This is a genomic window from Mesorhizobium sp. M1182 (genome assembly GCF_040318335.1).
Classification (GTDB): domain Bacteria; phylum Pseudomonadota; class Alphaproteobacteria; order Rhizobiales; family Rhizobiaceae; genus Mesorhizobium.
The window spans coordinates 1-26,976 of record NZ_JAMYMD010000001.1; the positions used below are offsets into that span (position 1 = coordinate 1).

Genomic DNA, 26,976 nt, shown 5'->3' on the forward strand with positions numbered 1-26,976 from the left:
CATTTCACCCGAACACCTCCGGCTATCTTGCGTTTCTCGGTCGCATCTCGCCGGAAAAGGGGCCGGAAGCGGCCATACAAATAGCAGCGCGGGCCGGGTTTCCCCTGAAGATCGCCGCCAAAATCGACAAGGTGGACCAGTCGTTCTGGAAGGAAAGGGTCGAGCCGCAAGTGCTGCGGCATTCGAACGTGGAGTTCATTGGCGAGATCGATGAGCGGCAAAAGGCGGATTTTCTGGGCAATGCGAAAGCGCTTTTGTTTCCGATCGACTGGCCGGAACCCTTCGGTTTCGTAACGATCGAAGCAATGGCCTGCGGTACGCCGGTGGTTGCGTTCCGGCGTGGCGCCGTCCCGGAGATCATCGATGACGGTGTGTCCGGATGGATCGTGGATACGGTGGAGGAAGCCGTGGGCGCGCTCCGGCGCATAGACAGCCTCGATCGCGCACGAGTGCGGCAGACGTTCGAGAAGCGGTTCACGGTCGAGCGCATGTGCAGCGATTATCTGGCACTCTACCGAGCACTCACGAACACCGGGATAGCAACACTTGGGTCCGATCACCATGAGAGCATGCGCCGTCGAGCGCGCTCCGCGCCGTTACGGTTGCCTGCCCATGCACGGAATGGTCATCGCACGCCACCTGGTCCCTGAAGTGCCGCCGTATTCGAACACTCTGGTGCAGACGGTGCTGCCAATGTGGTGTCCATCGTTCTGGGCTGCGCGACTTCACGCCTTCGGGTCTAGCCTCGGTGGGAATATCGGACTCGCCTGGTTTTCAGAACCGCAGTGGTCGTTCGCAACGTGGAGCATGCAGCCAATGTAGGCCTCGCTCCGGGCGGCGCTTCCCCATATAACTGGGACGCACCTCTGCTCAGCCAACGGGCGCGCTTTAGGCTGGCCTTCGTTTATGGAGTGCAAAATGCGTTGCGCGGCCTGCCGTTCTCCTCGTTGACAGTCGCCCAGAATACACCAGTTTGATCTGAAGACACGTCGAAGGGTTGTCCGCCTCTGTTCGCGGCTAGGTGCTCGAGGCGGCAGATTGTTCGAACTCTCGATGGATGATTTTGTGACGGTCTGGGGCCAAGCGTTCAAGGCAGGCGTCAGTTCTCGTGGCCGAAGATCGCGATGCCGGCGCACAATGGCTGTTCAATCTGTTCCCGTGGATGCCGATCAAGGGTGACGATTGAACCAATGACGCTAGAGCTCACAGTCGGACCACCCCGCCTGGCAATTAACCAGGGACGCAGCTTCCTTGTCACCGAACCGGATGGCCAGATCGCCTGGCCGACGTACAACGGGTTGTATGCGTCTGACACACGCCTGATATCCAGCTGGCAGATCTTTGCCAATGGGCAACGATGGGACCTCCTCAATTCCGGAAACATCGCCTACTTCGCCGCCAAGATCTATCTGGTCAATCAGGCGTTCACTACTGAAACGAACCGTGTACCAGCAGGCAACCTGGGGCTGGTAATCGGCCGCGCCTTGGATGGGGGGCTGCATGAGGACTTTGAACTCGTAAACCACGGGCAAATGGCAGCGCGCTTCAATTTGGAAGTTGCCATGCGCAGCGACTTTGCCGATCTTTTCGAAGTCAAGGCCGACGCAATCATCCGCCGCGGACGTATCACCACGGAATGGTTGTCCAGAGCGGCGAGCCTTCGTACCTCCTACGTCAATCGGGACTTCAAGCGAGACGTCATTGTCAAGGTCCGCCGGACGGCCACAAGGCCCGTCTATGCCAATGGCCGGATCAGCTTCGACATCGAGCTCGAACCGGGCGCGACATGGCATGCTTGCCTTCTTTACAACTTTGGCAACGGCGAGACAATCTATCGGGCACCGCGAGCCTGCATTGACAAATGCCTCGAGTCGAAGGCTGCAAAACGCCTCGCGGGATGGCAAGGCAGCGCATTGAAGTTCCACTGTTCCAATGACGAATTTCACAGCTTCTATAATCAGGCGGTCGAAGACATGGCGGCGCTGCGGCTGCCGATCGAAGGCACGGACGAGCTCGAATACGTCCCGGCCGCCGGACTACCATGGTTCATAAGCCTGTTCGGTCGCGACAGCCTGATAGTCTCGCTTCAGAATGCTTTGGTCTACCCAGATTTTTCGCGCGGTGCCTTGGACGTTTTAGGGCGATTTCAGGCCACCGAACGCGACGACTACCGCGATGCGGAACCGGGAAAGATAATGCATGAGCTTCGCAGCGGCGAACTCGCTCATTTCAATTTGATCCCCCATACGCCCTATTACGGCACGGCCCATGCCACCCCTCTGTATCTTATCGTGCTCCACAATACCTGGCGTTGCGCCGGTGACGCCAGCCTGCTCGAGCGACACATGGCAACGGCCGAGAAGTGCCTGGATTGGATTGACCGGTATGGTGACCGTGACGGCGACGGTCTCCAGGAATACGAAACCCGCTCGGTTGCGGGGTACGAGAACCAGAGCTGGAAAGACTCGGTGACGCCTTGGTTTATCCCGACGGCACCCTGGTGAAGGGACCCAAGGCGCTTTGCGAATTGCAAGGCTATGTCTATGATGCTTGGCAGCGCATGGCTGAAATCTTCGATGCCACAGGCGATGGCGCTCGTGCCGGGCAGCTTCGCCTCAAAGCCAAAAACCTGTTCGATCGATTCAACCAGGTCTTCTGGGACGAGGCGTCCGGCTTCTACGCATTCGCGTTGGATGGCGACAAGAAGCCGGTGCTGAGCGTCGCTTCCAACCCCGGTCACTGTCTTTGGTCGGGAATAGTCCCACCCGAACGAGCCGCCAGGGTGGTGCATAGGCTGATGAGGCAGGATATGTGGAGCGGTTGGGGGATCCGGACACTTTCGGCCGATCACCCGGCCTACAATCCACATTCCTATCAACGCGGCTCTGTATGGCCGCATGACAACGGGCTGATCGCGCTCGGCTTCCGGCGCTATGGCTTTTTCGCGAATGCCTGCCGCCTCTCTCGCACGCCGCAATCTACTTCATGCAACATCGAATGCCAGAGCTGTTCGCCGGATTGTCGCGAACGCCCACGACTTTCCCCGTGCAGTATAAGGGAGCGAACGTTCCGCAGGCATGGGCAGCCGGATCCTGCTTTTCGCTTCTGCAGGCGATCATCGGCTTCCAGCCCGATGCTCCTAATGGCAAACTGTACATCGATCCCAGGCTGCCCGACTGGATCGAGGAACTCACCTTGAACGACATGCGCCTGGGCAACAACCGCCTCGAACTCCATTTCTGGCGCGTCGGCGCCGCGACCCGTTGGCAAGTACGCGGCGGCGATCCTTCACTGGTGGAAGCGCGAAGTTGTGCCACCGGGGCAAACTTGCGCTCGGCCTGCGTATGAGGTGAGCCCCGGCGGGTTCGCTCCCTGTCGCCTCGGCGGAGCAGATGCCTTCTTGCCCGTGAAGCGCCGTAACCAGCATCGTTGCGGGCATCATAGGGACTTCTCGTTCCGCATCTTAAATTCCTGGAGGCAACAATTCGTCTGCGGTCATTGGGCAGTTGCCGACAGCCTTTACGTCAAGATTGCGACGGTGGTCATTCGTCACCTCAAGCCCCGCCTCGGAAGTGCTTAGCTGTCGTCCTTGTAAGACTTGGCGGCTTCATCGATCTTACGCCAATCGTTTCCGTGGCGCCGCACAAGCTCTCGCGCCTGGGCTGGCGATATACTTTGCGTTTCGACGATGTGGTTCACTTCCGTCTCCTCGCCTTTCAGGGGACGCGAGCGAGGGCCCGTTGGCAGTCCGGCCGTTGGGTTTTTTGCATGTCTTCTGGGCATGGATGGACCTCTCCTGGAGCAATATAAACGGTCCGGCGCAGCGAAGGTTTCGCCACGTTAGCGTGTTGAGCAGTTTCACCGATCGCCTCATCGGCTTCCCCTTGCAGGTCTGACTATACGTTCTGATGTTCTTGGACCCAAATGAGCTGCACCGCGTTGTTTGCGCGCATGCTGTGCTTCGCAATCTGACTGATGGAAAAATCCGACGCCCCTGCTGAACCGCAGACAACTCCTGGCGCCGAAGCGCGCTTTCCGTACGATCGTGCGGCGGTTGAGCGGTTTCGACAGAGATTCCCGCGCGCCAGGTGGAGTGACGAGCGCAGAACCTGGTTCGTGCCAGGAAAGACTGCAGCGCGGCGCATCCAGCGCTGGCTTGCGCAAGAGGCGGATCTACGAGCAGCACATGATGACAGCAAGGGACGGGATGCCTTCGCCTTCGATCCTCTGTCGAGCCGGTATCTGGAAGTCGCGGACGACCTTCGCATCCGCACGCCTTATTCGCGGACGGTTCTCGAGGAACTGCGAGCCGTTCCATGGGCGAGCTGGGACGACGAACTGCGGGCCTGGAGGGTGCCTTTCCGCTCATACGAGGAGTTGAAGCGCCATTGGCCAAGCATCGAAAGGGCCGCAGGCCGCGCAGAACCGGAGGAGAGGAAACGGCGACGAGAAGCCTCCAAAGACTCCGAGGAATATAAGGCCGCCAGATTGCGGTATGCCGAACGCAGGCGACGTCGCTATCCACTGCCCCCAGACGATTTACCCCTGCTTGGCCGTGCCGTGGCAACGGAGCAATACGGTATCGTGGTCTTCACCGAGATTTCGGGTGAACTCGTGGACGCCTCGCAGATAGCAGCGTTCTATCCGCATTTGATCGAGGCGAACGTCGACCACGTCTGGGGCCGATGGCGTCCGGCGACGTTGGCTGAATTGATTAGAACATGGCCCGCTCGGCGTGCTGCCGGATTAGCGGAACGGCAGCGAGGCTGGTGGCAACCAACGCTGCCCGAACTCAGGATAGCTCGCCAAAGAGCTCGAAGCCTGGTGCGAAGAAGGGCACAAGGCTTATGGCATTGTTCTAGCCTTTGAAGCTGGGGCCGTTTTCCACCGTCTGTCCGGTTGCCTTAGTGTTGAGGTGTCACCCCGACCGGAGCCTTCGATGTGCAACGATTTGTCTGATTGCGATTGTCACCGCAACCTTCCTCTGCCAACTGCACGTCAAGTCCCGCGAGGCTCTCTCTTGTCTACGAGCTCGATGCTTGATCGCCTCAAGATGGTGGTCCGATAATCGAAGGCTGCTATCTACGAAACGTGCACTGGAGCACAATCGTTGCAGCGCAGTCACTTCGACCAGGTCCTTGCGGGACATCACTCTGCCTCAGGCAGATTCTGGAATTCGATTCACGCCAAATCAGTTGGCAGTCGCGGCTTTGCTCTCCCAATGATATTCGGTTCCGTCCGCCCAGACGCGATGCATGACGATGGCGAGCTTCCGAGCGACGGCCACCACTGTCCGCCGAAAGCCGCGTCTCTTCGCGACTGCGAGACCCCACGCCCTGATGCCCGAGTTCTTGGTCGAGCGCGTCAGTAACGCGAGACTGGCTTGGTAGGGGGTAGACCGCATCGCGACGTCACCACATTTGGAGATGCCGCTGTTTCGGTCGACCTCACCGGAAGCGTATTTCTTCGGCGTCAGGCCAAGGTGTGCACCGACGTCTCGAGAACGTTCAAAACGGGCTGGATCATCAATGGTCGTGAGATAGGTCACGGCGGTGATCGCTCCGACGCCAGGGATGGTCATCAGCTGACGGCACGTTTCGTCCTTCCGAACCATGTCCAGCATCATCTTGTGCAACACCGCGCATTGCTGTCGAAGAGCCGCTCGGGCGATCAGCATCGGTTTCACCATGGCCGCCAGGCGAGGCGTGTTCTCGATCAGCTCTAGAACGCGCCCTTCGAAAGGGCCGGAGGTTATGCGACCGGCGAACTTGATGCCGAAAACACGGAGTGTCCCGCGGATGTCGTTCTCGATGTCGATCTGTTTCGTCTGAAGCGTAAGGCGGTTGCAGAGAAGCATCCGGATTTCCTGGCTCTCATCACTTTTGACATCGACGATGGAGAACCAGCCATGCGCATGCAGCCGGCGACTCCGGTCGTTCATGATCGGCATCGTCTTGGTCAAGCCCGCAGCCGCCGCGGATCGATGGAGATTGCGGCCAGTCCGCGTTTCATCAGGCCGTTGTACAGCCAAGCTGCGGTTGCGCCGGCTTCAAGCCCAACCTTTGCCAGGTTCAGATCGAGCCGCTCGAGCCAGTCGGCGATCTCGTTTGGACTCCGAGGCTGCTACTCCTTCCCGGAAAATGATACCATCCTCGTCGACCACACAGATTGCGGTTTCAGCCAACGACACATCAGACCGACATAGTGCTTCATGCCCTGCTCCCTTCTCGATCATCATATTGCGCGAAGCAGACCAAGACCTGGGAGCGACCCCAATCACCCCATCTGCGAACAACATATGGCTGAACATTGCTCGATGATGACGTCGCTGGCCTTGAAGTTCCCATGCATGAAACCGAACCTGACGTGCGCGTAGGCGCACGACACCAGCATCGATGATCCGGCTCCAATAACCCGCGTGGCAGTAAAGCCATCGACCGGCTTCTATGACGTTTGGAACGCACCGGCCGGACCTAGACTAACGGTGGGCGGGTGGTCAACTTCCCTTCCGAGGGAGCTTGGGAACAGCACACGATTCCTGCTTCCGGCGTGGCGTTCCTCGAATTTACTAGAACGATGTACCTGAACGCGAAAGATTCATTTCCGCTCCACGCTCAGCGTTTATGGCCATCGCCGGACTGCGATGAAGTCCGCCGCTCCGCTACCGCGTGGCGGGCGCGCCAAGGTCGTCCTGAGCGTCAAACCGTTTGTGCAGAATTTTGACGCACAAGGCCGATCCGAGGCCAACTGGGAGTGCACACCAGCTTGGAATTGTGCGGAACCGTACGAAGTCGATTGCAAGCAACCAACCTGGTTGGCCGGGCATTAATTTAGCAAAGCGTGAATTAGGAAGGCATCGGGAGGAAGACCATGCTGCACGTTAACATGCCTCGCGAATTTGAAGTCGGCGATGAGGTGGCGCTGGCAGGTATCGTCATCGCGATTCTCCCCAGTGGGCGCGCCAGGGTGAGCATTCCTTCGTATGACCATCCTTATACGATTGATCCCCCACCGAAAGTCCGGGCCGGCGACAGAGTGGTTCTTGTTGGGGACGTCACCCGCGTCGATCGCGGGGTGAACAAACTCACTGTGCGGATTGACTGCGGCGGGGTGATCACTGTCGACAAGTCGGCGATTACTCGGCTGAGAAAGCACAACCGGACTTCAGCGGGTTGACGCTCCGGATACAGCGGCCGGTGTCGGCGCAGGGAAGATGCGAGCGCCTTTGAGCAGCCCAAGGGTGCGGCCGGATGGAGCGGACGAACCGATAGATGGGAGCTCGACGGCTAGGGCACGCGTCCAGCGCAGCGCGTCCCTGGCGTCTTCCGGGTTACTGGTGAAGCAAGTCAGATTCGGGCCAACGCAAGCGCGCTTCACCTGCTGTCCGCTCTCGGCAACAGGCGGCTCGCCCGTCCAAGACGCGTAGCATGTGCCTTCGCGTGAAGGCACCCGGGCATCGCGACCGATCGTAACCTTTCTCTGCAACGAGCGCCTGTTAGCCGATCAGCAATTTCAATCGCGATAGGCTCCGGTTGGTACGCATTGTGGAGATCACATGTTCGTCCCGGCCCGCGATGCCGGCAAAGGTCTGCTTCGGAGCGTCGCGCGGGAACTGCGCGACATATTGCAGTGGAGTAAGCGTCCCCTTGGTTAACAACCCGGTCAGTGACGGCCATGCCGGTCGGTGACGGCCACAACCGCATCGACAACGCCCGCAACGGCAATCAAGTCGTCGCTGAAAGCCCGCAAGGTTTCTGTCACGACATAGCGTGCCGGCGAAGCTCCGCCCTGGCGACGGGGATTCGTTGTAGGCCGACCGGACGGCAACGCCGGCCAGATGAGCGAGAACTCGGTGTTGGTCTCGATCAGGGTCGACGTTCGTCGACGACCGTCGGCATTGCCGACTACGAGTCGAGGTCGTAGGGCTCGTGGCCCAGCTCGTTGTGATGAAGCGCCTCTGCCATACACCTGATATCGAACGCCTGGCCGCACGCCGGGCAGACGACATAATACTCCTCCTCCCGAAGTGGCGAAGCGTCGTGGTCTTGGGGAATGACGATGTCATCGTCGGGCATTGGGTCCTCCGGCAACCCGCCCGCTATGCTGGAACGCTTGTCGGCGGGATTTGTTTCAAAGTTATTGCGCCTGTCGAGGTCGAACTCATCGTCGCAGCGTGGCGTTCGTTCCGGCGCGATGTCTTCGTGTTCGGGAAGCTCGGGCTGGCGGCGAATGCCGCCATTGGCCGGATCCTCGTCCTGCTGATCCCTGGCAAGCCTCAGCTTGCGAGATTTGCCTTCCGGCTCAGCAAGAAGTGTCGTGTCGGTCCAGTCGTCAGGGCGAGCGTTCTGCGTTGTCCCTCCGGTCCTTGGTGGCGGCAAGACGCGCTCGGCAAGACGCGGGTCGGCAAAGTAGCGTGCCTTCTTCGCACGGATTGGGAACTGGCCCGAGATCATGATGATCGCCTCGGTCGGCGGCAGCTGCATCATCTCGCCCGGCATCATCAGTGCACGCGCCGTGGGCGGTACCGGCCTATCGGGTTCTTGTCGTCGCCCGCAGGCCCGCGGAAAATCCTGAGGTAACCGTGCGGTGGTCGAGGCGGGCGTGCTTTACATTTAGTCACCGAGTAGCGCGACATGGAACACCCCAGCTTGACAGCGCAGGCCCATCGATTTAAGTTCGCGTTAGTGGCCACTAACGCGAAACTTTGGACAGCGCTCGGAGACTCGACGAGGCGCACGATATTCGAATTGTTGGTCGAACAGCCTTGTTCGGTCAGCGGACTTGCTCGTGTGCTGCCTGTGACCAGGCCGGCGGTCTCCCAGCACCTGAAAGTACTTAAGGATGCCGGGCTCGTGGCCGACACGCGCTCTGGCAAGGAACGAATATACCGTATCGACCAAAACGGCCTGGCAAGTCTGCGCGCGGAAATCGATCAGTTCTGGAGCAAGACCCTGGGGAGCTACAAACTGGCCGTCGAGCACCCAAAGAAGGACCAGCCATGAGCAAGCTTCCTGCAACCGCGCCCGTAAGGCATTTCGTCGTTGTCGAGGCACCTATCGCGCGTGCCTTCAAGGTCTTCACCGAGGATTTCGGGAAATTCAAACCTCGCGAGCACAATCTTCTTGCCGTGCCGATCGCAGAGACCATCTTCGAACCCAGGGTCGGGGGCCACGTTTACGATCGCGGCGTGGACGGCAGCGAGTGCCGCTGGGCTCGTGTGTTGGCTTACGATCCCCCCGGCCGGCTCGTTCTGAGCTGGGACATCAGTCCTCGGTGGCAGATTGAGAGCGACCTGAACAAGACCAGCGAATGGGAAGTCAGGTTCACGGCTGAGACGGAGAACCGAACCCGGGTTGAGATCGAGCACCGGAACCTCGAGCGCCATGGCGAAGGCTGGGAGGGCGTGCGCGTGGGGGTTGATAGCGATCAAGGCTGGCCGCTGTACCTGCGGCGGTTCCAGGGCCTTTTCCCCGGTGCGGCGGCCTGACCGTCCGCGCCCTTGCGAGCATCACTCGCAAGCACCGTCTGGTCCACTGCGATTCCAGGCAGTGGAGACAACATGGAAGTCTTATTGGTTAAGTCTTCTCGGCGTGCTCGCGCTCTATTTGCTATCTGTCGTATTGGCAGTCTACTCAGGTTCGTCAAACGGGGTTTGCAAGAGCGCTGGCAGGACCGGTAGTCCCGGCAGACGACGACAACCGGCTCTATAGGATCGACCGCGTTCACATGAACTCGGTCGAGGCGCTGGCGCCCTTTGTCGTGCCCGCTGCGCTAGCGATGAAGGTGGTGTTGAAGCGGCCACTTTGGCGATATTGGTCTGGACCCACGTCGCGATGCGCCTCCTCCACCTGGGAGTTTACCTGCGGGGCGGAAACGCCGCCAAGGGAGGTAGTGTCAGAGCGATCCTGTACGTCTCTGGCGCGCTGGTCACGTTTGCCCTTATTCTTGTCCCTGGATGGGCAGCACTCAATTGACGATGCCCCCACTGCAGAGTCAGTTGTCGCTTTTGATGATCGATGCAGATCACTTCAAGACTTCAAGCGCTATAACGACAGCCATGGCCACATGGCGGGGGGTGAGGTGCTCAAGCAGGTCGCCGGTGTGATCCAGAGCAGTTGCAATCGCTCCACGGATCTTGCTGCGCGATATGGAGGCGAGGAGTTTGTTGTTGTGATGGTCGATGCCTCGTTGGTCCAATCGGGCATCGTCGCGGAGCGGCTCGTCCAGAGCGTGCGAGAGTTGAGCATTCCGCACGGGTCTGAGCGAGTGACCATAAGCGTTGGTGTGGCAACCACGGTACCCAATGAGATCCATACGCCCCATGATCTCATCAACGCAGCCGACCTGGCGCTGTTCCGGGCCAAGTCGGAAGGACGAGACCGCGTCGTGTATCAAGAATAATTTAGAGCGTCCTGACAGGGGCGCATATCGATGGCGCTGACGAGCAGCTTATGGAGGTGGCCTCTCGTCGCGACCTTTTCTGATGTCTGACCAGTTGAGCCACCTCATATGTCTCACAGGCAACCCGAAATGAGAACGGCCAAGGGGCCTTTTGGCATCGTGCTGCGGCAGTGGTTGGACAGAACGCTTTCCTGCCGCGTGCGCTCGATAGACGAAGAGTGAAACGGAGGGACCGCAAAGGCTCGTCTTCCGTGATCACGGAATTACCTGAATCTCCAAGCCCACTATTATTCCCGGTGGCGGACCCCAACCCGCTGGGCCGGCGTCTACTTGGCATTTACCCCAACTGCCCCCAATGACGCCGGCCACTTGCCGTGATCGCAGTGACGCCCGCGTTAAGGCCATCGCGCATGGGACTAACATCTCGCAATTGCTATCGGTGTTTGCGCGTGGACCAGGCCATCTCCGCCGACCGACATGCCTCTCCAACGTAAACGCGTCTGGCAAATTCCCTTTTCGAGCTGCTTCCATGTGATTGGACCGGCTATCGGAAAGCCTGAACGAGCTCGAGGCGAGTAAACGCCGACAGCTGTGTTGCCGCGGCCTCTGCGGAGATAATCCAGAAAAATACGCCCACAACGAGCCGACGGCGCAGCCGGCAAAAGGTAGCGGTCGGGATCTTTCTGAGGAGAATTGGAGGCGGGCAACCGAGAGTCGGCCAGAGCCAAATTGCGGTGCCGTATGTTAGAAACACCTTGAACATCGCCCAGTCCGCTCCAGACTCAATTCATGGCTCGCGGAATAGGCGTTGGTGACCAGGTGGCCATTACAGCCACGGTTCTGAGGCGGGTAACAGAGGACCGCGTAAGCGTCTCGATCCCACGTTACGACTTTCCACATTCCATCATCGATCACACCAAGGTCAACCGAGGCCAGCAAATCCAGCTAAGAGGCGAGGTCACGCGCATCGACGAGGACACCGTGACGATCGACCTCGGGCCATTGGTCACGGTCGACCGTGAGAAGGTCCGGTTGATGAGAACTATCGGCCGCCAAAACGACGAAAGGCATTTGCCGATGCCCCGGATTAGAACCGACAACATCGCGACAGGCTATGAGGGCAGGCCGCATGACGGGCCGGTAGAGGACGAGTCGAAGCACTTTGTGCGCTGCCCAGTCTGCGGCCAAACGTTCGACGCGCGCGATCTTGGACAGGTGTTCCACCACGCTGAGCCGCAGCACAAGGCGCTTCCGGTCGAGCAATAGTCCAGCAGTTGAGCTCCGGCGGCAGATCGACCTTGAACCCTTCAGCGCGCCAGCGACGTTGGATTCGGAGAAAATGGGTGACCTCAATACCACTCCAACTTCGTGCGATGGAATTTTCCCTTTGAGACAGGCACGCCCGAGGTAAGGAGTGATGGCCATGACCGTCCTCGCCTACAGCATTGCCAACGACATCAAAGAATCGTGGAGAGTCGTCTTCGTGCGTGACGAACTGCATTTGTATGCACCTGGACATGGAGTTCAGTCAGCTAGAGGCGATTCAGATCCGCTCGATTGAATGAGCCTTGATGACTTCCCTGCACGGCGGCCAGTCGGCGCACTCCACAAGCGAGCGCGCGACAGCTTGGTTCCGCTGATTTGTAAGGCGCTGACAGAGCCTCCGAATTTACGCGATCGCCTGTAGCGGGAACACTTGATGGCGGGCTGATCCACAGACATTCGCCAAAAGCCCGCGTCTCTGGATTGAGGAGACGCGGGCTGGATCGGAGCACCACCGATCTTGCAGCAATATCAGGGAGGATGTACTGCGTGCGCCGAACCTTACCCGCGCCCCGGTGTTCCATCTGGGGCGCGAAAAAATCCCGCCGCACACTGCCAGGGCGGCGGGACCGATCAAGCGCCTTTGCACCAGGCAGATGGGCTTTGCGAGTGCGCGCGGACCGAAACCGAACCTAGAGCAACAGCGGCAACGCATCCGTCAACCGCCGGTTGGAGCGACAGGACGATTGAGCCACCGGCAGGTCAGGTCATCCCGGGTCGCTATCGCTCGCAACCAGATGGTAGCGGAAATTGTTGCGGATATGGTCGTTGAAATAGCGGCCCTTGGCGAACGCCGCCCGGAACGCGGCAAAGGTTTCCGGCGGCACTTCCTCAAACTCGTAGCGTTTGCCGCTGGCCACGAACCAGACCGAGAGGATTCTTCTGTGAGGATCGTATTCCGTTTTGCGTATCGATGTGGAGGGCATGACGGCGGCTCGAGTCGAAAAGCAATCAACGAGCGGAGAGGCCGTCGCGTTCCTTGTGACTATGGTGGTGCGGTGAGGCACGAGGCTCAATGCGGAGCGCCAGCGGTCGCGATCGGGCCGTTTTCCTTGCGCCGACCCTCGCGATCTTGGTCTTCCCCACGCATCGCTGCGGGATTTTCGCAAGGTGAATTGAGACCCGCCAAGACACTGATCCTCTGGGACTGTCAGGGCTGTTCGACGCATTCTATTCCGGAACAATGTCTTCTTCTGAAAGTTTTTCCTTACATCGCAAAGGAGATTCGAAATGTCAGAAACCCGCGAATGGTTTGTCCAATGGCTTAGAGATGCTCATGCCATGGAAGAGCAGGCTGAAACGATGTTGAACGGGCAGTTGAGCCGTATTGAGAATTATCCCGAACTGAGCGACCGAATCCGACAGCACCTCGACGAAACCAAGCAGCAGGCTGCTCGGCTGAAGACTTGTCTCGATCGGATGGACGAGGGTTCATCCATGATGAAGGATGCTGGCGGTAAACTGACGGCGATGGCGCAATCGCTGAGCGGTGTCTTCGCCGGAGACGAGGTGATGAAAGGATCGCTCGCGAGCTACACGTTCGAGCACATGGAAATCGCCTCCTACACGATCCTGATTGCCGCTGCTCGATCGCTCGGCGAAACCGAGGTTCTTCGGGCTTGCGAAGAGAATCTGCGAGAGGAAGTCGCGATGGCGGATTGGCTGAAATCCCGTCTTCCGTCCACGACCGAGCAGTTCCTTGCGCGGGCCGAAGCGGACAGCGACAGCGCCAAGCGGTGAGCGGGTGGGAACGTAGGGATCGTGAAGTGGATGATAGGGATTCGTCCGCTAGCGCGTCTCCTTCGTGGACGCTGGGCAAACGAACCCGGCGATTTGGCCGTGAACCCATAAAGGACGGGGTGGAGTATCCCAGTTTGTTTTCGGCCCTCAACACCTACACAGCCGAGCGGCCGACCATGTCCGTCGCAGCGGGCGTGGAGCTTGGTGGTGAAGCCGCTTGGCCGGGCGCCACCTGGCTTGCCCAGATCATTCCCTTGGCCGGGTGCGACCCGCCGACCGGCTTGAAGCGCAGCAGCACATTGATGTTGTCGTCGAGCAGCCTCCCCGGCACGAAAGCATCGAGATCGGCCGACAACGAATCGAGCTCCAGCCCGGAGACGAAACGGGCCAGGTTGTAGGCATGCGTGCCGATATTGCCCAGCGCGCCGCAGGCACCCGCCTGCTTCGGGTCAGAGCGCCACGCTGCCTGCTTCTGGCCGGTGGCGGCCAGGTCTTCGGTCAGCCAGTCCTGCGGATATTCCGACTGCACGATACGGATATCGCCGAGCTGTCCCTTGGCCACCATCTCGCGTGTAGTTATGAACACCTTGCCGGCCTTTTCGACCAGCGCCGCCAGCCTCTTTGCCTCGGCCACAGTCGTCGCCAGTGGCTTGTCGCAGATGACGTGGATGCCGGCCCCGAGAAAAGCCTTGGCAGCCGGCACGTGCACATTGTTCGGCGTGACGATGGCCACCACCTCAATGCCGTCCTGCCGCTTGGCCTCCGCCTTTGGCCATGTTGGCACAGGAGCCGTAGCTGCGTGTCGGATCCAGCCCAAGCTCGGCCGCCGAGGCCTTGGCACGCTTCGGATTCGATGACAGAGCGCCGGCGACCAGCACGAACTCGTTGTCCATACGCGCCGGAATACCGTGCACCGCGCCGACAAAGGCGCCTTGTCCGCCGCCGATCATGCCATAGCGGATCGGGGCAAAGCGATCAGTCATGGGTTTGCTTTGCAATATGACTCAGCATGACGAAGCGACGGACATCGACCGGCCGTGCGACGAGATCATCGAGGCGCCCGAACAGCGGCTTCAGATGCGGCATCGCCAGATGCCGGTTGAGGTCGTCCTTCGAGCGCCAGTTCTCGTAGAACATGAACACGCATGGGTCGACCGGGTCGACATGGAGGTCGTAGTTGATGCACCCGTCCTCGACCCGCGTCGGCTCGACGAAACTCGACAGGATTTTTTGCAGTTCCTCGCGGGTTTCGGGTTTGGCGACGACGGTGCCGATGACCGTGTAAGGGACCATCATCTCATTTTCTTCCTTGGCTAAGGGCGACGGCAAGAATGATGATAGCGCCGCGTGCAATCAGTTGTTGGCTGAACTCCAGCCCGATGAGGATCAGGCCATTGTTGATGAGACCGATCATCAGCGCGCCGACAATCGTGCCGATCACCGTGCCGGAACCGCCGAACAGGCTGGTGCCGCCAAGGACCGCCCCGGCGATGACCGACAACTCGTCGCCTTGGCCGAGCTGGAAGCGTCCGGATTGCAGCCGCCCTGCATAGAGCATGCCGGCCAGCGCCGCCGCCATGGCCGAGATGATGAGGACGCGGAATTTGATCGACTTGGTGTCGATGCCGGAATAGCGCGCCGCGATCTCGCCGCCACCGGTGGCCAGCACGCGCCGGCCGAAGCTCGTTCGCCTCAGCACGACATGGCCGACAGCGCCCAGCACGAGCATCCAGATCAGCAGCACCGGCACCGGTCCGACATTGCCGCCGCCAAAAATCCAGGAATAGCTCTTCGAGATGATCGGTACCGCAGCCGTATCGCTGATCCACATGGCTGTGCCCGTGGCGATGCCCATCGTGGCCAGCGTGGTGAGGAACGACGGTATGCCGATCCGCGTTGTCAAAAGGCCGTTGAAGGTTCCGACGAGGGCGCCGGTGGCGAGCCCCGCCAACACACCGGTGAGCGGTCCTCCAGCGTCAATCGCCATCGCTGTCGTCACGGAGGCCAGCCCGGCCACGGCGCCAACGGAAAGGTCGATCTCGCCGGCCGAAAGCACGTAGGTCATGGCCGTCGCCATAACCGCGATCATCGCCGTCTGGCGCACGATGTTGAGCAGATTGTTGGGATTGAGAAAGCCCTTGTCGAACAGCGTGGTCGCGAAAATGATGAAGATGATCACGAAGCCGATATAGATGATGTTCTGCCGCCAATTGGTGAGGCCGAGCCTCGCCGTGAGCGAGGGTGCGGATGCGCTGGCACTAGTGGACATGTGTCCCTCCCTGGCTTTTGGTCAGAGCATTCTGGATGACGATCTGCAGCTTGCGCTCGGCGGCCTGCAACTGCGCGACCGGATCGTCTTTTGGCGCCGACGGATCGTCGAGATCGGCACGGCTGATATCGTCCATGACACGCCCATCCGAGATAACGAGGATTCGGTCGCAGGCGGACAGCATCTCGGACAGCTCGGAGGAGATCATGACGATTGCCTTGCCGGCCTTGGCGAGCTCGCGAACCAGCATGATTATTTCCGACTTCGAGCCGATATCGATGCCGGAAGTCGGCTCGTCGAGGACAAGGATTTCCGGCTCGGTCGAAAGCCATTTGCCAATGACGACCTTCTGCTGGTTACCGCCCGAAAGCGTACGCACCGCGCTGTCGCGCGACGCGGTCTTGACCCGCAGTTTTGCGACCTGATCGTCGGTCACGTCGCGCACCTTTTTGTTCGACACGAACGTGTTGCTGCTCAACCGGTCGAGCACGGCGAGCGTCATGTTGGAGGCGACCGAATGGTCGGCGATGACGCCTTGGCGCAGCCGATCCTCCGGCACCAGCGCCACGCCGGCCTCGATAGCATCACTTGGCCTCGTGATCACCACCGGCTTGCCGGCGATGCGGATCTCGCCTTCGATGATCGGGTCGATGCCGGCGATGACGCGCGCGATCGCCGAACGACCGGAGCCGAGCAGGCCGGCAAGGCCGACAACCTCGCCACTGTGGACGACGAAGCTGGCATTCCTGGGCTTCAGCGCTCCCGAAACATTCTCGAGCTCAAGCAGTGGCTTGCCGATACTCGATTCACCGCGCACCACATCCGACAGGCCACGCGAGCGTTTGCCGACGATGTGCTCGATCATCGCTTCGATCGGTAATTCCGACAGCGGTGCCGTGATGACGTGGCGGCCATCGCGCAGGATGGTGGCGCGGTCGGCGATGCGGGCGATCTCGTCCATACGATGCGAGACATAGATGATGGCGACACCTTCCGATCTCAGCTTGCGCAGGAAGGCAAACAGCCGCTCGACATCGGATACCGCGAGCGCCGTCGACGGCTCGTCGAGCACCAGCACCTTGGCGTTCTGCGAGATCGCCTTGACGATCTCGGTCAGTTGCCGCTGGCCGGCGCCCAGATTGCCGACCATCGCCTTTGGATCGACCTCAACCTTGAGCATGTCGAACAGGTCCCCGGCGCGCTTCTCGGCGGTGCGGTCATCGATCAGGCCGAATGGGCCCTTGGCTTCGCGGGTAAGAAACACGTTCTGTGCCACCGTCAGCGTCGGTATCAGGCTCATTTCCTGAAAAATCATCGCGATACCCGCCCGGCGCGAGGCCTCGGGCGAGATCTCTGTCAATGGCTTGCCGTCAACCAGAATGGTGCCGGTGTCCGGCACATGCACGCCGTTCAGCACTTTCAGAATAGTCGACTTGCCGGCACCATTTCCGCCCAGCAGCGCGTGGATTTCGCCCTTCTCTACCTGCAGGTCGACGTCGACCAGCGCCTTGACGCCGCCGAAAGATTTGGTGACGCCCTTCATTTCCACCGCATGAACAGGCGCCGCACTATTCATGACCGCACTGTGGTCCACAGCCCGGATTCACCGGATTCGATCAGCGCGTCGGCGACGCGCTCGGTCTTATAGCCATCCTCGAAATTGGGTGAAGGCTGCCTGCCCGAGGCGATGGCCGAGAAGAAATCGAAACACTCGACGATCTTGGTTTCGGAATAGCCAATGCCGAGCGCCGGGATTGGCCACAGGCCTGCCCCATAAGGGTGCGCCGGACCGGAATAGACAGTCCTGAAGCCGCGCGCATCGGCAGGATCATCGGCAAACATCACCTGCAATTCGTCGCGCCGTTCGTAGTTGAAAGCAATCGAGCCCTTGGTGCCGTGGATCTCGAAGGTGATGAAATTGTTGCGGCCATAGGCGTTTCGGGTGGCCTCGAGCGAGCCGATCGCGCCGTCGGCGAATTTCAGCAGTGTCACCACCTCGTCGTCGACATCGACCTCGGCCCACGCGGCGCCGGTGTTCTTCTCGGCTGCCCCCAGCCTGTCGAGATTGCCGCGCTGGATCGGCCGCGTCTTGTTGTAGGTGCGCACCAGCGCGCTGACCTCGGCGATCTCGCCAACCAGGTAGCGGGCAAGATCGACGACGTGGGTGCCGATATCGCCGATAGAGCCCGAGCCGGCGATCTTCTTCTGGAAGCGCCAAGACAGAGGCGAATCCGGATCGGCTGACCAGTCCTGCAGATATGTGCCGCGGAAGTTCAGGATCTTGCCGATCCGCCCCTCCTCTATGTACTGGCGGGCGAGCGCCACGGCCGGTGTGCGACGGTAGTTGAAGGCGACCATGTGGATGACGCCGGCCTTCTTCACCGCGTCGAGCATGGTCTTTGCCTCGTCGCCGCCGCGCGCCAGCGGCTTTTCGCAGATAATATGCTTGCCGGCTTCCGCCGCCGCGATCGCGATCGCCGCATGGCTGTCGTTCGGCGTGACGATGTCGACGACGTCGATATCGGGCCGCTTCACCACCGCCCGCCAGTCTGAAGACGATTCCTCGAAACCGTAGCGGCGACGCCCTTCGTCGGCCAGCGCGTCGGTGACGTCAACCACCACCTTGCACACGGGAATGGCGGGCGCCGGCCAGAAGAACATCGGCATCGCCGCATAGGCAAGCGCATGGGCCTTGCCCATGAAGCCGCCGCCGATCATCGCCACGTTGAGCGTCCGGGTCATGATAGTCTCCTGTGGAACTGAAGTGGAGCGGCCGGCAGGGAGTGCGCCGGCCGTAGGGTGCGCTACATGCTGCCCTTGATCTTGTCGGTCGCCTCGGCGTGGTAGACGGCCTTCCAGCCCTCGAGCAGCGTGTCCTTGGTGACCGGGAGCGCCGGCAGGGCGACGAAGGCCGGAGCCTCCTTACCGAGCAGGCCGTAGCCGGCGAGCAGGGCTTCAGTGACGCCCTGGTCGAACGGACGCTGGGCGCCCAGGCCCTTGACGAAGCCGCCGTTCGCCATGTTGATGGCGACGTTCTCACCAAGGTCGCAAGTGGTGATGACGAGGTCGTCGCGACCGGCGGTGCGCGCCGCCGAGATGACGCCTTCGGCCGGCACGTCCCACACCGCCCAGATGCCGTTGATGGTCGGGTGAGAGGTGAGGATCGCCGAGGCCGCCTTGTCGGCGTCGCCGGTGAAGTCCGGCCCGCCAATGCCTTGTTCGACGACGATCTTGATGTCGGGATAGTTGTCGGCGATCGTCTTCTTGAAGCCGTCATAGCGCTGCTTGGTGACGAAGAAGTCGGCGGCGTGGAAGACGAGGCCAATGTCGCCCTTGCCGCCCAGCGCCTTGGCCATCAGATGCGCCGCCGCGACACCATTGCCGTAATTGTCGGCGGATACGATGGAGACGTAGTCCTTGCCGGCGACAAAGCCGGTCGGCACATTGTCCATGAACACCAGTTTCACGCCCTTGTCGGCGACAGCCTTGTAGGCGGAGGCGGTTGCCGACGGATCGGTCGGGATTGAAACGATAATCTTGGGGTTCTGCGCCATCACCGTTTCGAGGTCGGCGACCTGCTTTTCCGGTTTGAAGCCGGAATCGGTGGTGGCGATCACCTCGATGCCCATCTTGCCGAACTGGTCCTTGAGCCCGGCGATCTGCGCGCGCGACCAGTCATTGCCCCCATAGTGCATGACGATCGCCGCCGTCGCCTTCATGTCCTTGATCTTTGCCAGTTCTTCGTCCGTCAGTTTGACGGATGCCGCCGACGCCGGGGTTTCGCCGTTCGGGCCCTTGGAGAGCACCGTCTTCTGCAATTCAGCCAGCGCCGAATCCGGGTCGGCGAAGGCGGGGGCTGCGGTGTAGAGGCCAGTGGCCAGCAGTGCGCCTGTGAAAGCTCCGGCTATTGTCTTGAAACGTGTCATTTAGGTCTCCTCCCTGTGACAGGCGCGCTATGCCCGTCGGTTCAACTCGGCCCTATGGCCTTCTTCAGATAGCTCATGCTCAGTTCCGCCCCTTGCCTGGGGTCGGGCCAGGCGTCGAGTTCGGTAGCGATCCAGCCGGAATATCCGGTGTCCTTGAGCGCTTTGACGATGGGCGCCATGTCGAGATCTCCACGATCGAGCGGCGTGAAGGCAAAGGGCTCGCGCTGCCAGCCCTTGAGATGCACGTAGCTGATGCGGTTCCTGAATTCGCGGATCTGCGCGGCCGGATCGCCGCCTGCGGCAGCCAGATGCGCCGTGTCGGGGCAGAAATCGATTGCGGTGTGCCCAAAGACCTCGCGGACCTCGTCGGGACCTTCGACGATGGTCGACAGATGCGGATGGTAGTGCGCACGCAGGCCCGCTTTGGCCGCGATGTCGATGACCATGTCGAGTGCAGCGCCGAGGCGCTTGAAATCGTCGGGCTGGCGGCCGTTGGCGCGCTTGGCGCCGCCGCCGACGACCAGATGTTCAGCGCCGAGTTCGGCCGCTGCACCCGCCGCACGTTCGATGCGCGCCAATTCCTCGCCAAGGATATCTTCAAAGACGAAGTTGGCGCCGGAATAAGCGGCAACAAGCGCGACACCGGACTGCTTCAGTGCACTGCGCAGCACACCATAGCGGCCTTCGTAGTCCAGAAGATTGCCATCGAAGAGTTCGGTGCCAATATATCCAGCCGCGCCGATCTCGCCGATCGCCTGCTCCATGTCGCCAAAGGTGCGATAGGTTAGCTGGGTGATCGAGGTGACACCGACGGCATTGCCACCGAGCGCGCCCCAGCAATTGGCATGATAGGCCAGCTTCACCTGCATGTCGTCTCCTCCAAGCATAGCCGATTGGCAACCACGCTGCGTGTGGATCCCGGCATTATCGACTTGAAGAGATGCCGTGACTGCCCGTGCGGCAATCCCTGTCCTTGGCGTCGGGGCGTAGGCTCTCCTCCGAACCTCGGCCGAACTTATGCGCGGCTTACACGATACGTCAACATTTAAAATGCAAAAGTTGGCAGTCTTTTGCTGATAAACGACAAAAGTTGCCACTTGATCCGTAAATGAGGTCACGTTACCCATGCCAAATGGCCTGACGACAACCATTAAAGCGATCCCTTTCTCGCGCGATGGAAGACGTGATGCGCCGGATCAGGGAACGAGACGCGGCAAGGATATGGACGAGCGCAGCACCGCAGACGGAGAGACCGCCCAGCCGCGTCGTACCGCTGGCCGGCCTCGCGCCAGCGAATCCGCGCATGGCAGTCTGGCCTCGCTGCTCAACCTCGTGCGGAACGGAGTGGCGACGACCCGCCAGGAGCTGGAGAACCAGTCCGAGCTTGGACGCGCCGTCGTCACCGATCGCCTAGCAACTCTGCTTCGTATCGGGTTGATCGAGGAAGGCGAACTCGGGCCGGCGATCGGCGGACGGGCGCCGCGCCATGTTCGCTTCCGGCCGCGCATGGGCATGATCCTTGCCGCCGTACTCGATCATTCCTCGCTGGCGGTCGGCATTTCCGATCTTTCCGGCCGTCTGCTGGCGGAGCATCACGAGGCCGTGGAGCTGGCGGCGGGACCCGCGCCGGTGGTCCAACGGCTGGCGACGCTGTTTGCCTGGATGCTGGAGGAACACGGTAGCGAGGGCGGCATCTGGGGTATTGGGCTGGCCGTGCCTGGTCCGGTCGAGAAGCCTGACGGTCAGCGCCTCTTTGCCCCGGCGCTGAGCGCCTTCCAGAACTGGGATGGATTTCCCTTTGTCGAGCAGTTGGCCACGCTTGTTGGCGCACCGGTCTGGGTGCGAAGCGGCGTCCAGACGATGACAATGGGCGAGCTGAAATCGGGCAGCGGCATCGGTCTGACCGATATGATCTTCGTCAAGCTCGGACGGTCGATCAGTGCCGGTGTTGTTTCGGACGGCGCGCTGCACCGCGGTGCCCAAGGCGCTGCCGGCATGATCGGCTACACTTTCATCGACGGTGGAAACCTCGAGGCTGTCGCCGGTAGCGAGGCGCTGGGCCGCGAGGCCCGCCAAGCAGCCGAAAGCGGCCGCAGTCCCTACCTGACCGAGGTACTGGCGCGTGCTGGCGAGGTCACCGTCACCGATGCCGGCCATGGCGCCCAGTTAGGCGACGCTTTTTGCATCGACCTGCTCGGGCGCAGCGGCCGGGCGGTTGGCGAGGTGCTGGCGCCGATGGCCAATCTGCTCAACCCCGCGCTGATAGTGCTCGGTGGCAGCGTCGCCCAGACTGGGGATATCCTGCTGGCGGCCGTGCGCGAGGCGGTCTATCGCCAGTCGCATCCGGTGGTCACGCGCGACCTGCGCATCGTGCGCTCGCAGATGGGCGGTTCGGCCGGACTGGTCGGCGCCGCGCAGGTCGTGGCCGAAGCGCTGTTCGATACGAGATTCCTGCAGGGATGGATTACGCTGGGCTCGCCACGTGAGCATCCCGAATTCAAGGATTTTCTCTCACGGGCAGCACTCGACACCAGCGCCAGGCCGGCCAAACCCCGGCCACCGGGTGGGACGCTTGCATAATATCCGCAGAATCGATCGAGCGCTGCGAGCGCCTGAGGAGGATTGAGCAATGGCAATCACCGGCCTGGGGCCGCATGGCGAACGAGCGGTTCCGGCCGACCAGGTCGGCCTGTCGGATGCGGATGCCGATGCTGCCCGCGGCCGGCACTTTTCGGTCGCCGTCGTTCTCCACACCACGATGAGCGACTGGGCCAAGGAGGAACTGGCCGGGATCGTCACCACGCTTGGCCGCTATGGCGCGGCGGTGGTCGAGGTCATCGACTGCGCCTTCGATATCGACAGGCAGATTTCCGAATTGAAGCGGCTTGCCGGCGAAGCCGTGGATGCGGTGGTTTCCATTCCGATCGGCAGCAGCCGGGCCGCCGATGACCATCGTGCCATATCGGCGGCGGGAAAGAAGCTTCTGCTACTCGACAATGCTCCCACCGGCATGCTGCCCGGCAAGGACTATGTCAGCGTCATCTCGGCCGACAATTTCGGCCTGGGCCAGATCGGCGCGGAATTGCTGGCGCCGCACGTAACCCAAGGCGGCAAGGTCGGCGTGCTGGCCTATGGCGTTGATTTTTTCGCGACCCACGAGCGCGAGATCGCCTTCCGCAAATGGATGGCAGCCCACCGGCCTGACCTTTCGCTGGTGCGCGGCAAGTTTGCCGATGTCTCCCACGCGAAGGCTGCAACCGCAGGTCTGCTGCAAGCCAATCCCGATCTTGCCGGCCTGTTCGCTGTCTGGGACGTGCCGGCGACCGGCGCCGTCGCCGCGATCCATGATGCCGGAATGGCGATCCCGATCACCACCGTCGACCTCGGCAACGATGTCGCGGCCGACCTTGCCAGTGGCGGCTTGATCAAGGGCATTGCAGCGCAACTGCCTTACGACCAGGGTGTTGCCGCCGGAATTGCCACTATTCTCGGGCTTCTCGGGCGCCAGCCGCCGCCCTGGATCGCGCTTCCCGGCCTCAGCGTAACCGCGAACAATGTCGTAGAGGCATATCAGGTCGTTTGGCGCACGCCGGCCCCCGCCGCCCTGCTGCGGGCGCGCAAGCCGCGAAAAAGCATACCTTAGCGCAAGACTGCAGAACGCAGTTTACCTGCGATGCGATCTCTGCCCGTTGCGCCTAGCGGGGCCATGAGCCCCAGCTCAAAGTTCTGCTTTTAGGAAGTCAGTTGACCCAGTAAGATCAGCAGTATTCTCAAGCCCTCGGCTTACTGCTAACGCGCCTCAATGTACGAAACTTCCCGATACAACAAACCTGATCGCCACCAAAATATATAAAGCCATATTTCAGCGTCCTCTTCGCGCTGTCGGACGCCAAAATATCTGTCGAGATGCAACGCCGCACCGCCTCGCAAGTTGATTTGAAAGGATTTTTTCTAGAATTCCATAGCGATTTGTATCACAGTTGTACCTCAGTCCGTATCGCACGACGCGGACCTGGCCACTTTGTAAGTCGCCCTTCTTACGAGGAGCCGAAACGACATTCAGCGTTGTCGTGCTTGCGCCAAGAGCTGTTCTCGCCGAGCCAACCCCCAAGTGTCGCGTTTGTGGGCCGGGAGCCGTCGGTTGCTTCGGATCAGCGGCTGGCCAAAGCCGACGTAGCTTGTCGGAAGCTCGCGAGCAAATGCCGGCTTCCTGATTTCCACGCCCGGAAGCGAACCGTCACAAATCCGCCATCTCAGGCATCACCTTGCAGACGGCCGGTTCGCCTTTTCGACGGCATAGGGTGTATGGAGCACCCGACGCCCCACCCCTACCTCTGAAAATGCCCCAACCCGTTCTCATTGAGATAGTCCACCGTCATCACCCGCGCGCGAATGCCGCCGGAGGAACCGACGAACTTCACCGATGACAGCGAGCCGGTCGGCGCGTTTTCTCCGCGGGGCGTGAGGGCGTAGGTGTCGCCGTCCCAGTGCTCGAGCGTGAACTGCATGGGCTTGGGGCCGAGTTCGAGCATCAGCTTGTCGCCATCGGCCCGCACGGTGGCGGTGTCGAAATAGCTGCTCGTATATTGGCCCTCGTAGAAGGATGGACTGCCCGCCTTGGCGGGGTTCGTCGGCTTGACCTTGCCGGCGAGGTCGCCCACCGGCTTGTAGTAGCCCATGAACCGCGGCTTGATGTAGGGATACCAGTCGCGGGTGACCTGGCCATATTGCACGATGTCCATGAAGCTGGCGGCGACCGCCTCGGCGGCGCCGACGGGGGAGCCGTTGGTGAGCACGACGATGCCCACATCGGCCGAGGGCAAGATCTGGAAGGTGGTGCCGGCGCCGAGCAGGAAGGCGCCGGAATGGCCCATGGTGGTGCGCCCATTGGCGTTCACCGCCACATTGAAGCCATAGCCATAGGAGCTGGCCCGCGTATCGGGCGTCTCGCCGCGGTAGGTCACGCTCTGCGGTGTGATGGCGGGCTGCAGGATCTTCGGGTCGATCATGGGCTGGCCGCTATAGGTGCCGTCGCCAAGCAGCAGGATCATCCACTTGGCAAGATCCTGGACGCTGGAGGAGACGCCGCCCGCCGGCGCCTGCTGGTCGGGGTCGCGGTCATAGAGCGGCTCGAACACATTCTCCGCCACGCGCGCATGCAGCAGGGCGCGGTTCTTGCCGGCGGCAATGAAGTCCTCGTGCCGATAGCTGCTCGAGCGCATGCCGAGCGGATCGAACAACAGGCTCTCGGCCAGCGGCTCCCAAGGCTGTTTCTCGGCGTGGGCCACTGCCTCGGCGCCGATCGTCGTGCCGAAATTGGCGTAGTGATAGGAGATGCGGAAGGGATCGAGCGGCACCATCCACAGGCTCCCGACGATCTGCTTGCGCTGGAAGCCGAGATCCTCGAGTTCGTCGCCCGCCGCCATCGGCAGGCCCGAGCGATGGGCGAAGAAATCGCCGATGGTGGCGTTGCCCGAGACATAGTCGAGATTGAGGCGGAAGCCGTCCCAGACCTTGCCGACCGGGGTGTCCCAGTCGAAGCTGCGGTCCTTCGTCATGGCGATCGCGGCCACCGTGGCCGAGATCGACTTCGACACCGAGGCGACCTGGAAAATGGTGGTGCTGCTGACCTTAGAAGTGTCGTCCCGGTTGTCGCGAAGGCCATAGCCCTCGTCAAAGATCATTTTGCCGCCATGCACCACCGCCACGGCGAAGCCGGGAACGTCGGATGCTTCCTTGACTTTCTTGACGATGTCCGGCAGCGCGGCCAGCGCCTTCTCGATACCGCCGGGATACAGCTGCACAGCATCCTGCGGCGGCGATGGCCCAAGCTCCGGCACGTAGGACTGGGCGGCTGCCATGGCGGGCAGCATGGTAACCAGGGAAAGCACGACGAGAGCAGCGGCCTTGTTCATTGCATGTCCTCAAACTTGCACGGCAGATGATCGGATCATACGCGGCAAGATGAAAGATGGTTACAGCTATTTTCTACTGATATGTTTAAGTCCAAGGATCGGACAGCGACGGCGGCTGCGTGTCATGTGATTTCGGGACCTGGCGAAGTATCCGCGTTACCTACGCGCCCGGCAATTGGATGGGATTGCGCGGGAGAACGTCAACTTTCCAAGCCCGAGCGGCAAATGGCATCCGATCACCAGTTGTTCGCCAACGGGCTGGCGGCCAACCAGAAAGTCATCGAAGCCGACTATATGAGGCAGATGGCCTGTACCCAAGGGTCCTAATGGCCGAGGGGCCGGGACGCTTCGTCTTCGCCGATCCTGCCTGCCGCACGAGGCCGGAGATCGGGATAGGGGCCCCTCGCGGCGCCGCCTCTCCCACACCACCCGGCATACGGATCACGTACCACGGCGGTTCGACCGGATTAAGCTTGGACAGAGACATAGAGACGGGGGAGACCGAGCGACTCGAAGTGTTGGTTGGGCAGGGCCTGTTGGACTGCCGGGTGTCCTGACATGCGCCAGAATCCCGTCGGTGAACCGGCAGCAACCGCGGCCCGGAGCTTTGGCACGCCACGACGGCGCAGCTCCTTGTAGCGGTTGTGGCCGTTCCCCATTGCCGCCAAAGATACATACGCAATCTTCGGCGGGTCCACGCTTCCAAGTTGGTAAGCACCCGCGGGGTCTGGCCTGCAGCGGTCATTCTGCTGCTTCCTGGTGTCAGGGAAACGCATAGTTTCGCATCGATCGGTGATGTGAAGCCCGACGCGCTGTTGCCGCTTTGACGCCTGCGCATCGTCCTATCGATCAGACAAGTGTCCACACGACGTAACCGGTAGCCAGTGGGGTGAGGATGTCTTCGGTCACATAGGGCGTGGCCACCGTTGTCGTTCAACTATGTCAACCTTACCCCTGTAGACTTGAGACACGCGCCCTCTGCGTTGGAAGGCCATTTCTCGCTACCGCATCGCAGACTGGCCCTGCTTGGTCTCAACCCTCATGCTCGCTTCCCGATCGAGATGGTCGCTCGCGTCATCGAGCTTTGTTGAATCTCGCCATCGCATGTTGCGCGGATGTGACCTTGTGAAGACCAACATCGAAAGCTTGGTCAGCGGTCCGAAGATAAGGACGCGTGCGGTCGAGCTTGTTCTCTGGCTCGACGGCGCAGAAACGGCCGAGGATTACTTCCAGACCAGAATTGATCGTTCGGTGTTCGGCTCGAGGATTGCTGCACGCACACACTTCGTCGGACCAAGGCCCTCGATCATCTACAAGGCAACCAGGGAAGTGTAGGAACTTTCAATTGTTCGCCGGTTCAAGTACGTTTATTCGATTGCCATGTCGAACGCGCGGCCAAGGA

At 61.0% G+C, this 26,976-nt stretch carries 25 protein-coding genes and 3 pseudogenes; 16 read left to right on the forward strand and 12 right to left on the reverse strand.

Translation table 11 applies throughout. The features are described from left to right. The 5 genes and pseudogenes from NKH33_RS00005 to NKH33_RS00020 all read left to right on the forward strand — a co-directional run. The coding region (locus tag NKH33_RS00005; protein ID WP_352470471.1) for a glycosyltransferase at positions 1–650 on the forward strand (650 nt) is incomplete at its 5' end. Between the two features lie 540 nt (positions 651–1,190). After that, positions 1,191–2,504: an amylo-alpha-1,6-glucosidase gene (locus tag NKH33_RS00010; RefSeq protein ID WP_352917947.1), complete on the forward strand. Its 1,314-nt coding sequence runs from the start codon at positions 1,191–1,193 to the stop codon at positions 2,502–2,504. Between the two features lie 56 nt (positions 2,505–2,560). After that, positions 2,561–2,908: pseudogene (locus NKH33_RS33210) on the forward strand (amylo-alpha-1,6-glucosidase); the annotation flags it as partial. An 89-nt stretch (positions 2,909–2,997) separates the two neighbouring features. Continuing rightward, positions 2,998–3,348: a hypothetical protein gene (locus tag NKH33_RS00015; RefSeq protein WP_352470473.1), complete on the forward strand. Its 351-nt coding sequence runs from the start codon at positions 2,998–3,000 to the stop codon at positions 3,346–3,348. A 627-nt stretch (positions 3,349–3,975) separates the two neighbouring features. Beyond that, positions 3,976–4,869: a hypothetical protein gene (locus NKH33_RS00020; RefSeq protein WP_352540045.1), complete on the forward strand. Its 894-nt coding sequence runs from the start codon at positions 3,976–3,978 to the stop codon at positions 4,867–4,869. Positions 4,870–5,191: 322 nt separating this feature from the next. Here the strand turns inward: NKH33_RS00020 and NKH33_RS00025 are convergent. Further along, positions 5,192–6,213, reverse strand: a pseudogene (locus tag NKH33_RS00025) (IS110 family RNA-guided transposase). A 657-nt stretch (positions 6,214–6,870) separates the two neighbouring features. On the opposite strand from NKH33_RS00025, the gene NKH33_RS00030 reads away from it, so the two are divergent. Next, complete coding sequence (locus tag NKH33_RS00030) at positions 6,871–7,176, forward strand: hypothetical protein (RefSeq protein ID WP_352470477.1); 306 nt, start codon at positions 6,871–6,873, stop codon at positions 7,174–7,176. Positions 7,177–7,904: 728 nt separating this feature from the next. On the opposite strand, the gene NKH33_RS00035 is transcribed toward NKH33_RS00030, so the two are convergent. After that, positions 7,905–8,504, reverse strand: a complete 600-nt coding sequence (locus NKH33_RS00035; protein WP_352470694.1) for a type IV secretory system conjugative DNA transfer family protein — start codon at positions 8,502–8,504, stop codon at positions 7,905–7,907. Positions 8,505–8,648: 144 nt separating this feature from the next. On the opposite strand from NKH33_RS00035, the gene NKH33_RS00040 reads away from it, so the two are divergent. The 4 genes from NKH33_RS00040 to NKH33_RS00055 all read left to right on the forward strand — a co-directional run bounded on the left by NKH33_RS00040 (position 8,649) and on the right by NKH33_RS00055 (position 10,401). Further along, positions 8,649–9,002 (forward strand): ArsR/SmtB family transcription factor, encoded by a 354-nt coding sequence (locus NKH33_RS00040; RefSeq protein ID WP_352470478.1) that lies wholly within the window; start codon positions 8,649–8,651, stop codon positions 9,000–9,002. Next, positions 8,999–9,487, forward strand: a complete 489-nt coding sequence (locus NKH33_RS00045) for an SRPBCC family protein (RefSeq protein WP_352470479.1) — start codon at positions 8,999–9,001, stop codon at positions 9,485–9,487. The genes NKH33_RS00040 and NKH33_RS00045 overlap by 4 nt, the downstream gene beginning before the upstream one ends. 316 nt (positions 9,488–9,803) lie before the next feature. Further along, entirely contained in the window at positions 9,804–9,974 is a 171-nt protein-coding gene (locus tag NKH33_RS00050; RefSeq protein ID WP_352470481.1) for a hypothetical protein, read from the forward strand. A 106-nt stretch (positions 9,975–10,080) separates the two neighbouring features. Beyond that, complete coding sequence (locus NKH33_RS00055; RefSeq protein WP_352470483.1) at positions 10,081–10,401, forward strand: GGDEF domain-containing protein; 321 nt, start codon at positions 10,081–10,083, stop codon at positions 10,399–10,401. A gap of 416 nt (positions 10,402–10,817) precedes the next feature. Here NKH33_RS00055 and ligD read toward each other — a convergent pair whose 3' ends face one another. Continuing rightward, positions 10,818–11,129, reverse strand: a complete 312-nt coding sequence (gene ligD / locus NKH33_RS33215) for a non-homologous end-joining DNA ligase LigD (protein WP_502904274.1) — start codon at positions 11,127–11,129, stop codon at positions 10,818–10,820. Positions 11,130–11,220: 91 nt separating this feature from the next. Between ligD and NKH33_RS00065 the strand changes: the two genes are divergently transcribed. Together NKH33_RS00065 and NKH33_RS00070 are read left to right on the forward strand one after the other, a co-directional pair. Continuing rightward, positions 11,221–11,667 (forward strand): KOW domain-containing RNA-binding protein, encoded by a 447-nt coding sequence (locus tag NKH33_RS00065; protein WP_352540047.1) that lies wholly within the window; start codon positions 11,221–11,223, stop codon positions 11,665–11,667. Between the two features lie 157 nt (positions 11,668–11,824). Then, the gene (locus tag NKH33_RS00070; protein ID WP_352540048.1) at positions 11,825–11,962 is read left to right on the forward strand and encodes a hypothetical protein; all 138 of its coding nucleotides are present in this window, start codon (positions 11,825–11,827) and stop codon (positions 11,960–11,962) included. Positions 11,963–12,431: 469 nt separating this feature from the next. Here NKH33_RS00070 and NKH33_RS00075 read toward each other — a convergent pair whose 3' ends face one another. Next, positions 12,432–12,650 carry a KTSC domain-containing protein gene (locus NKH33_RS00075; protein ID WP_352470486.1) on the reverse strand — a complete coding sequence of 73 codons (219 nt, stop codon included), beginning with the start codon at positions 12,648–12,650 and terminating at the stop codon, positions 12,432–12,434. 304 nt (positions 12,651–12,954) lie between these two features. Here NKH33_RS00075 and NKH33_RS00080 point away from each other — a divergent pair, with 304 nt between their 5' ends. Further along, positions 12,955–13,464 (forward strand): ferritin-like domain-containing protein, encoded by a 510-nt coding sequence (locus NKH33_RS00080; protein WP_352540049.1) that lies wholly within the window; start codon positions 12,955–12,957, stop codon positions 13,462–13,464. Between the two features lie 220 nt (positions 13,465–13,684). Here NKH33_RS00080 and NKH33_RS00085 read toward each other — a convergent pair. From NKH33_RS00085 to NKH33_RS00115, 7 genes and pseudogenes are all read right to left on the reverse strand, one after another. Then, positions 13,685–14,447, reverse strand: a pseudogene (locus tag NKH33_RS00085) (Gfo/Idh/MocA family protein); the annotation flags it as partial. Then, positions 14,440–14,760: a putative quinol monooxygenase gene (locus NKH33_RS00090; protein WP_352470490.1), complete on the reverse strand. Its 321-nt coding sequence runs from the start codon at positions 14,758–14,760 to the stop codon at positions 14,440–14,442. The pseudogene NKH33_RS00085 and the gene NKH33_RS00090, both read right to left, overlap by 8 nt. A 1-nt stretch (position 14,761) precedes the next feature. Beyond that, a complete protein-coding gene (locus NKH33_RS00095) occupies positions 14,762–15,733 on the reverse strand; it encodes an ABC transporter permease (protein ID WP_352540050.1) in 972 nt (323 codons plus the stop codon). After that, the gene (locus tag NKH33_RS00100) at positions 15,723–17,309 is read right to left on the reverse strand and encodes a sugar ABC transporter ATP-binding protein (RefSeq protein ID WP_352470493.1); all 1,587 of its coding nucleotides are present in this window, start codon (positions 17,307–17,309) and stop codon (positions 15,723–15,725) included. The genes NKH33_RS00095 and NKH33_RS00100 overlap by 11 nt, the downstream gene beginning before the upstream one ends. After that, the gene (locus NKH33_RS00105; RefSeq protein ID WP_352470494.1) at positions 17,306–18,475 is read right to left on the reverse strand and encodes a levoglucosan dehydrogenase; all 1,170 of its coding nucleotides are present in this window, start codon (positions 18,473–18,475) and stop codon (positions 17,306–17,308) included. The genes NKH33_RS00100 and NKH33_RS00105 overlap by 4 nt, the downstream gene beginning before the upstream one ends. A gap of 62 nt (positions 18,476–18,537) precedes the next feature. After that, complete coding sequence (locus tag NKH33_RS00110; RefSeq protein WP_352470495.1) at positions 18,538–19,659, reverse strand: substrate-binding domain-containing protein; 1,122 nt, start codon at positions 19,657–19,659, stop codon at positions 18,538–18,540. Positions 19,660–19,700: 41 nt separating this feature from the next. After that, entirely contained in the window at positions 19,701–20,528 is an 828-nt protein-coding gene (locus NKH33_RS00115) for a sugar phosphate isomerase/epimerase family protein (RefSeq protein WP_352470497.1), read from the reverse strand. A 352-nt stretch (positions 20,529–20,880) separates the two neighbouring features. Between NKH33_RS00115 and NKH33_RS00120 the strand changes: the two genes are divergently transcribed. Both NKH33_RS00120 and NKH33_RS00125 read left to right on the forward strand, forming a co-directional pair. Further along, the gene (locus NKH33_RS00120; RefSeq protein WP_352470499.1) at positions 20,881–22,239 is read left to right on the forward strand and encodes an ROK family protein; all 1,359 of its coding nucleotides are present in this window, start codon (positions 20,881–20,883) and stop codon (positions 22,237–22,239) included. A 49-nt stretch (positions 22,240–22,288) separates the two neighbouring features. Then, on the forward strand, positions 22,289–23,302 hold the full coding sequence (locus tag NKH33_RS00125; RefSeq protein ID WP_352540051.1) for a substrate-binding domain-containing protein: 1,014 nt from the start codon (positions 22,289–22,291) through the stop codon (positions 23,300–23,302). Between the two features lie 685 nt (positions 23,303–23,987). Here the strand turns inward: NKH33_RS00125 and NKH33_RS00130 are convergent. Continuing rightward, positions 23,988–25,574: a serine hydrolase gene (locus tag NKH33_RS00130; protein ID WP_352540052.1), complete on the reverse strand. Its 1,587-nt coding sequence runs from the start codon at positions 25,572–25,574 to the stop codon at positions 23,988–23,990. A gap of 1,125 nt (positions 25,575–26,699) precedes the next feature. Between NKH33_RS00130 and NKH33_RS00135 the strand changes: the two genes are divergently transcribed. Beyond that, positions 26,700–26,909, forward strand: a complete 210-nt coding sequence (locus NKH33_RS00135) for a hypothetical protein (RefSeq protein ID WP_352470503.1) — start codon at positions 26,700–26,702, stop codon at positions 26,907–26,909. Positions 26,910–26,976 lie beyond the last annotated feature (67 nt).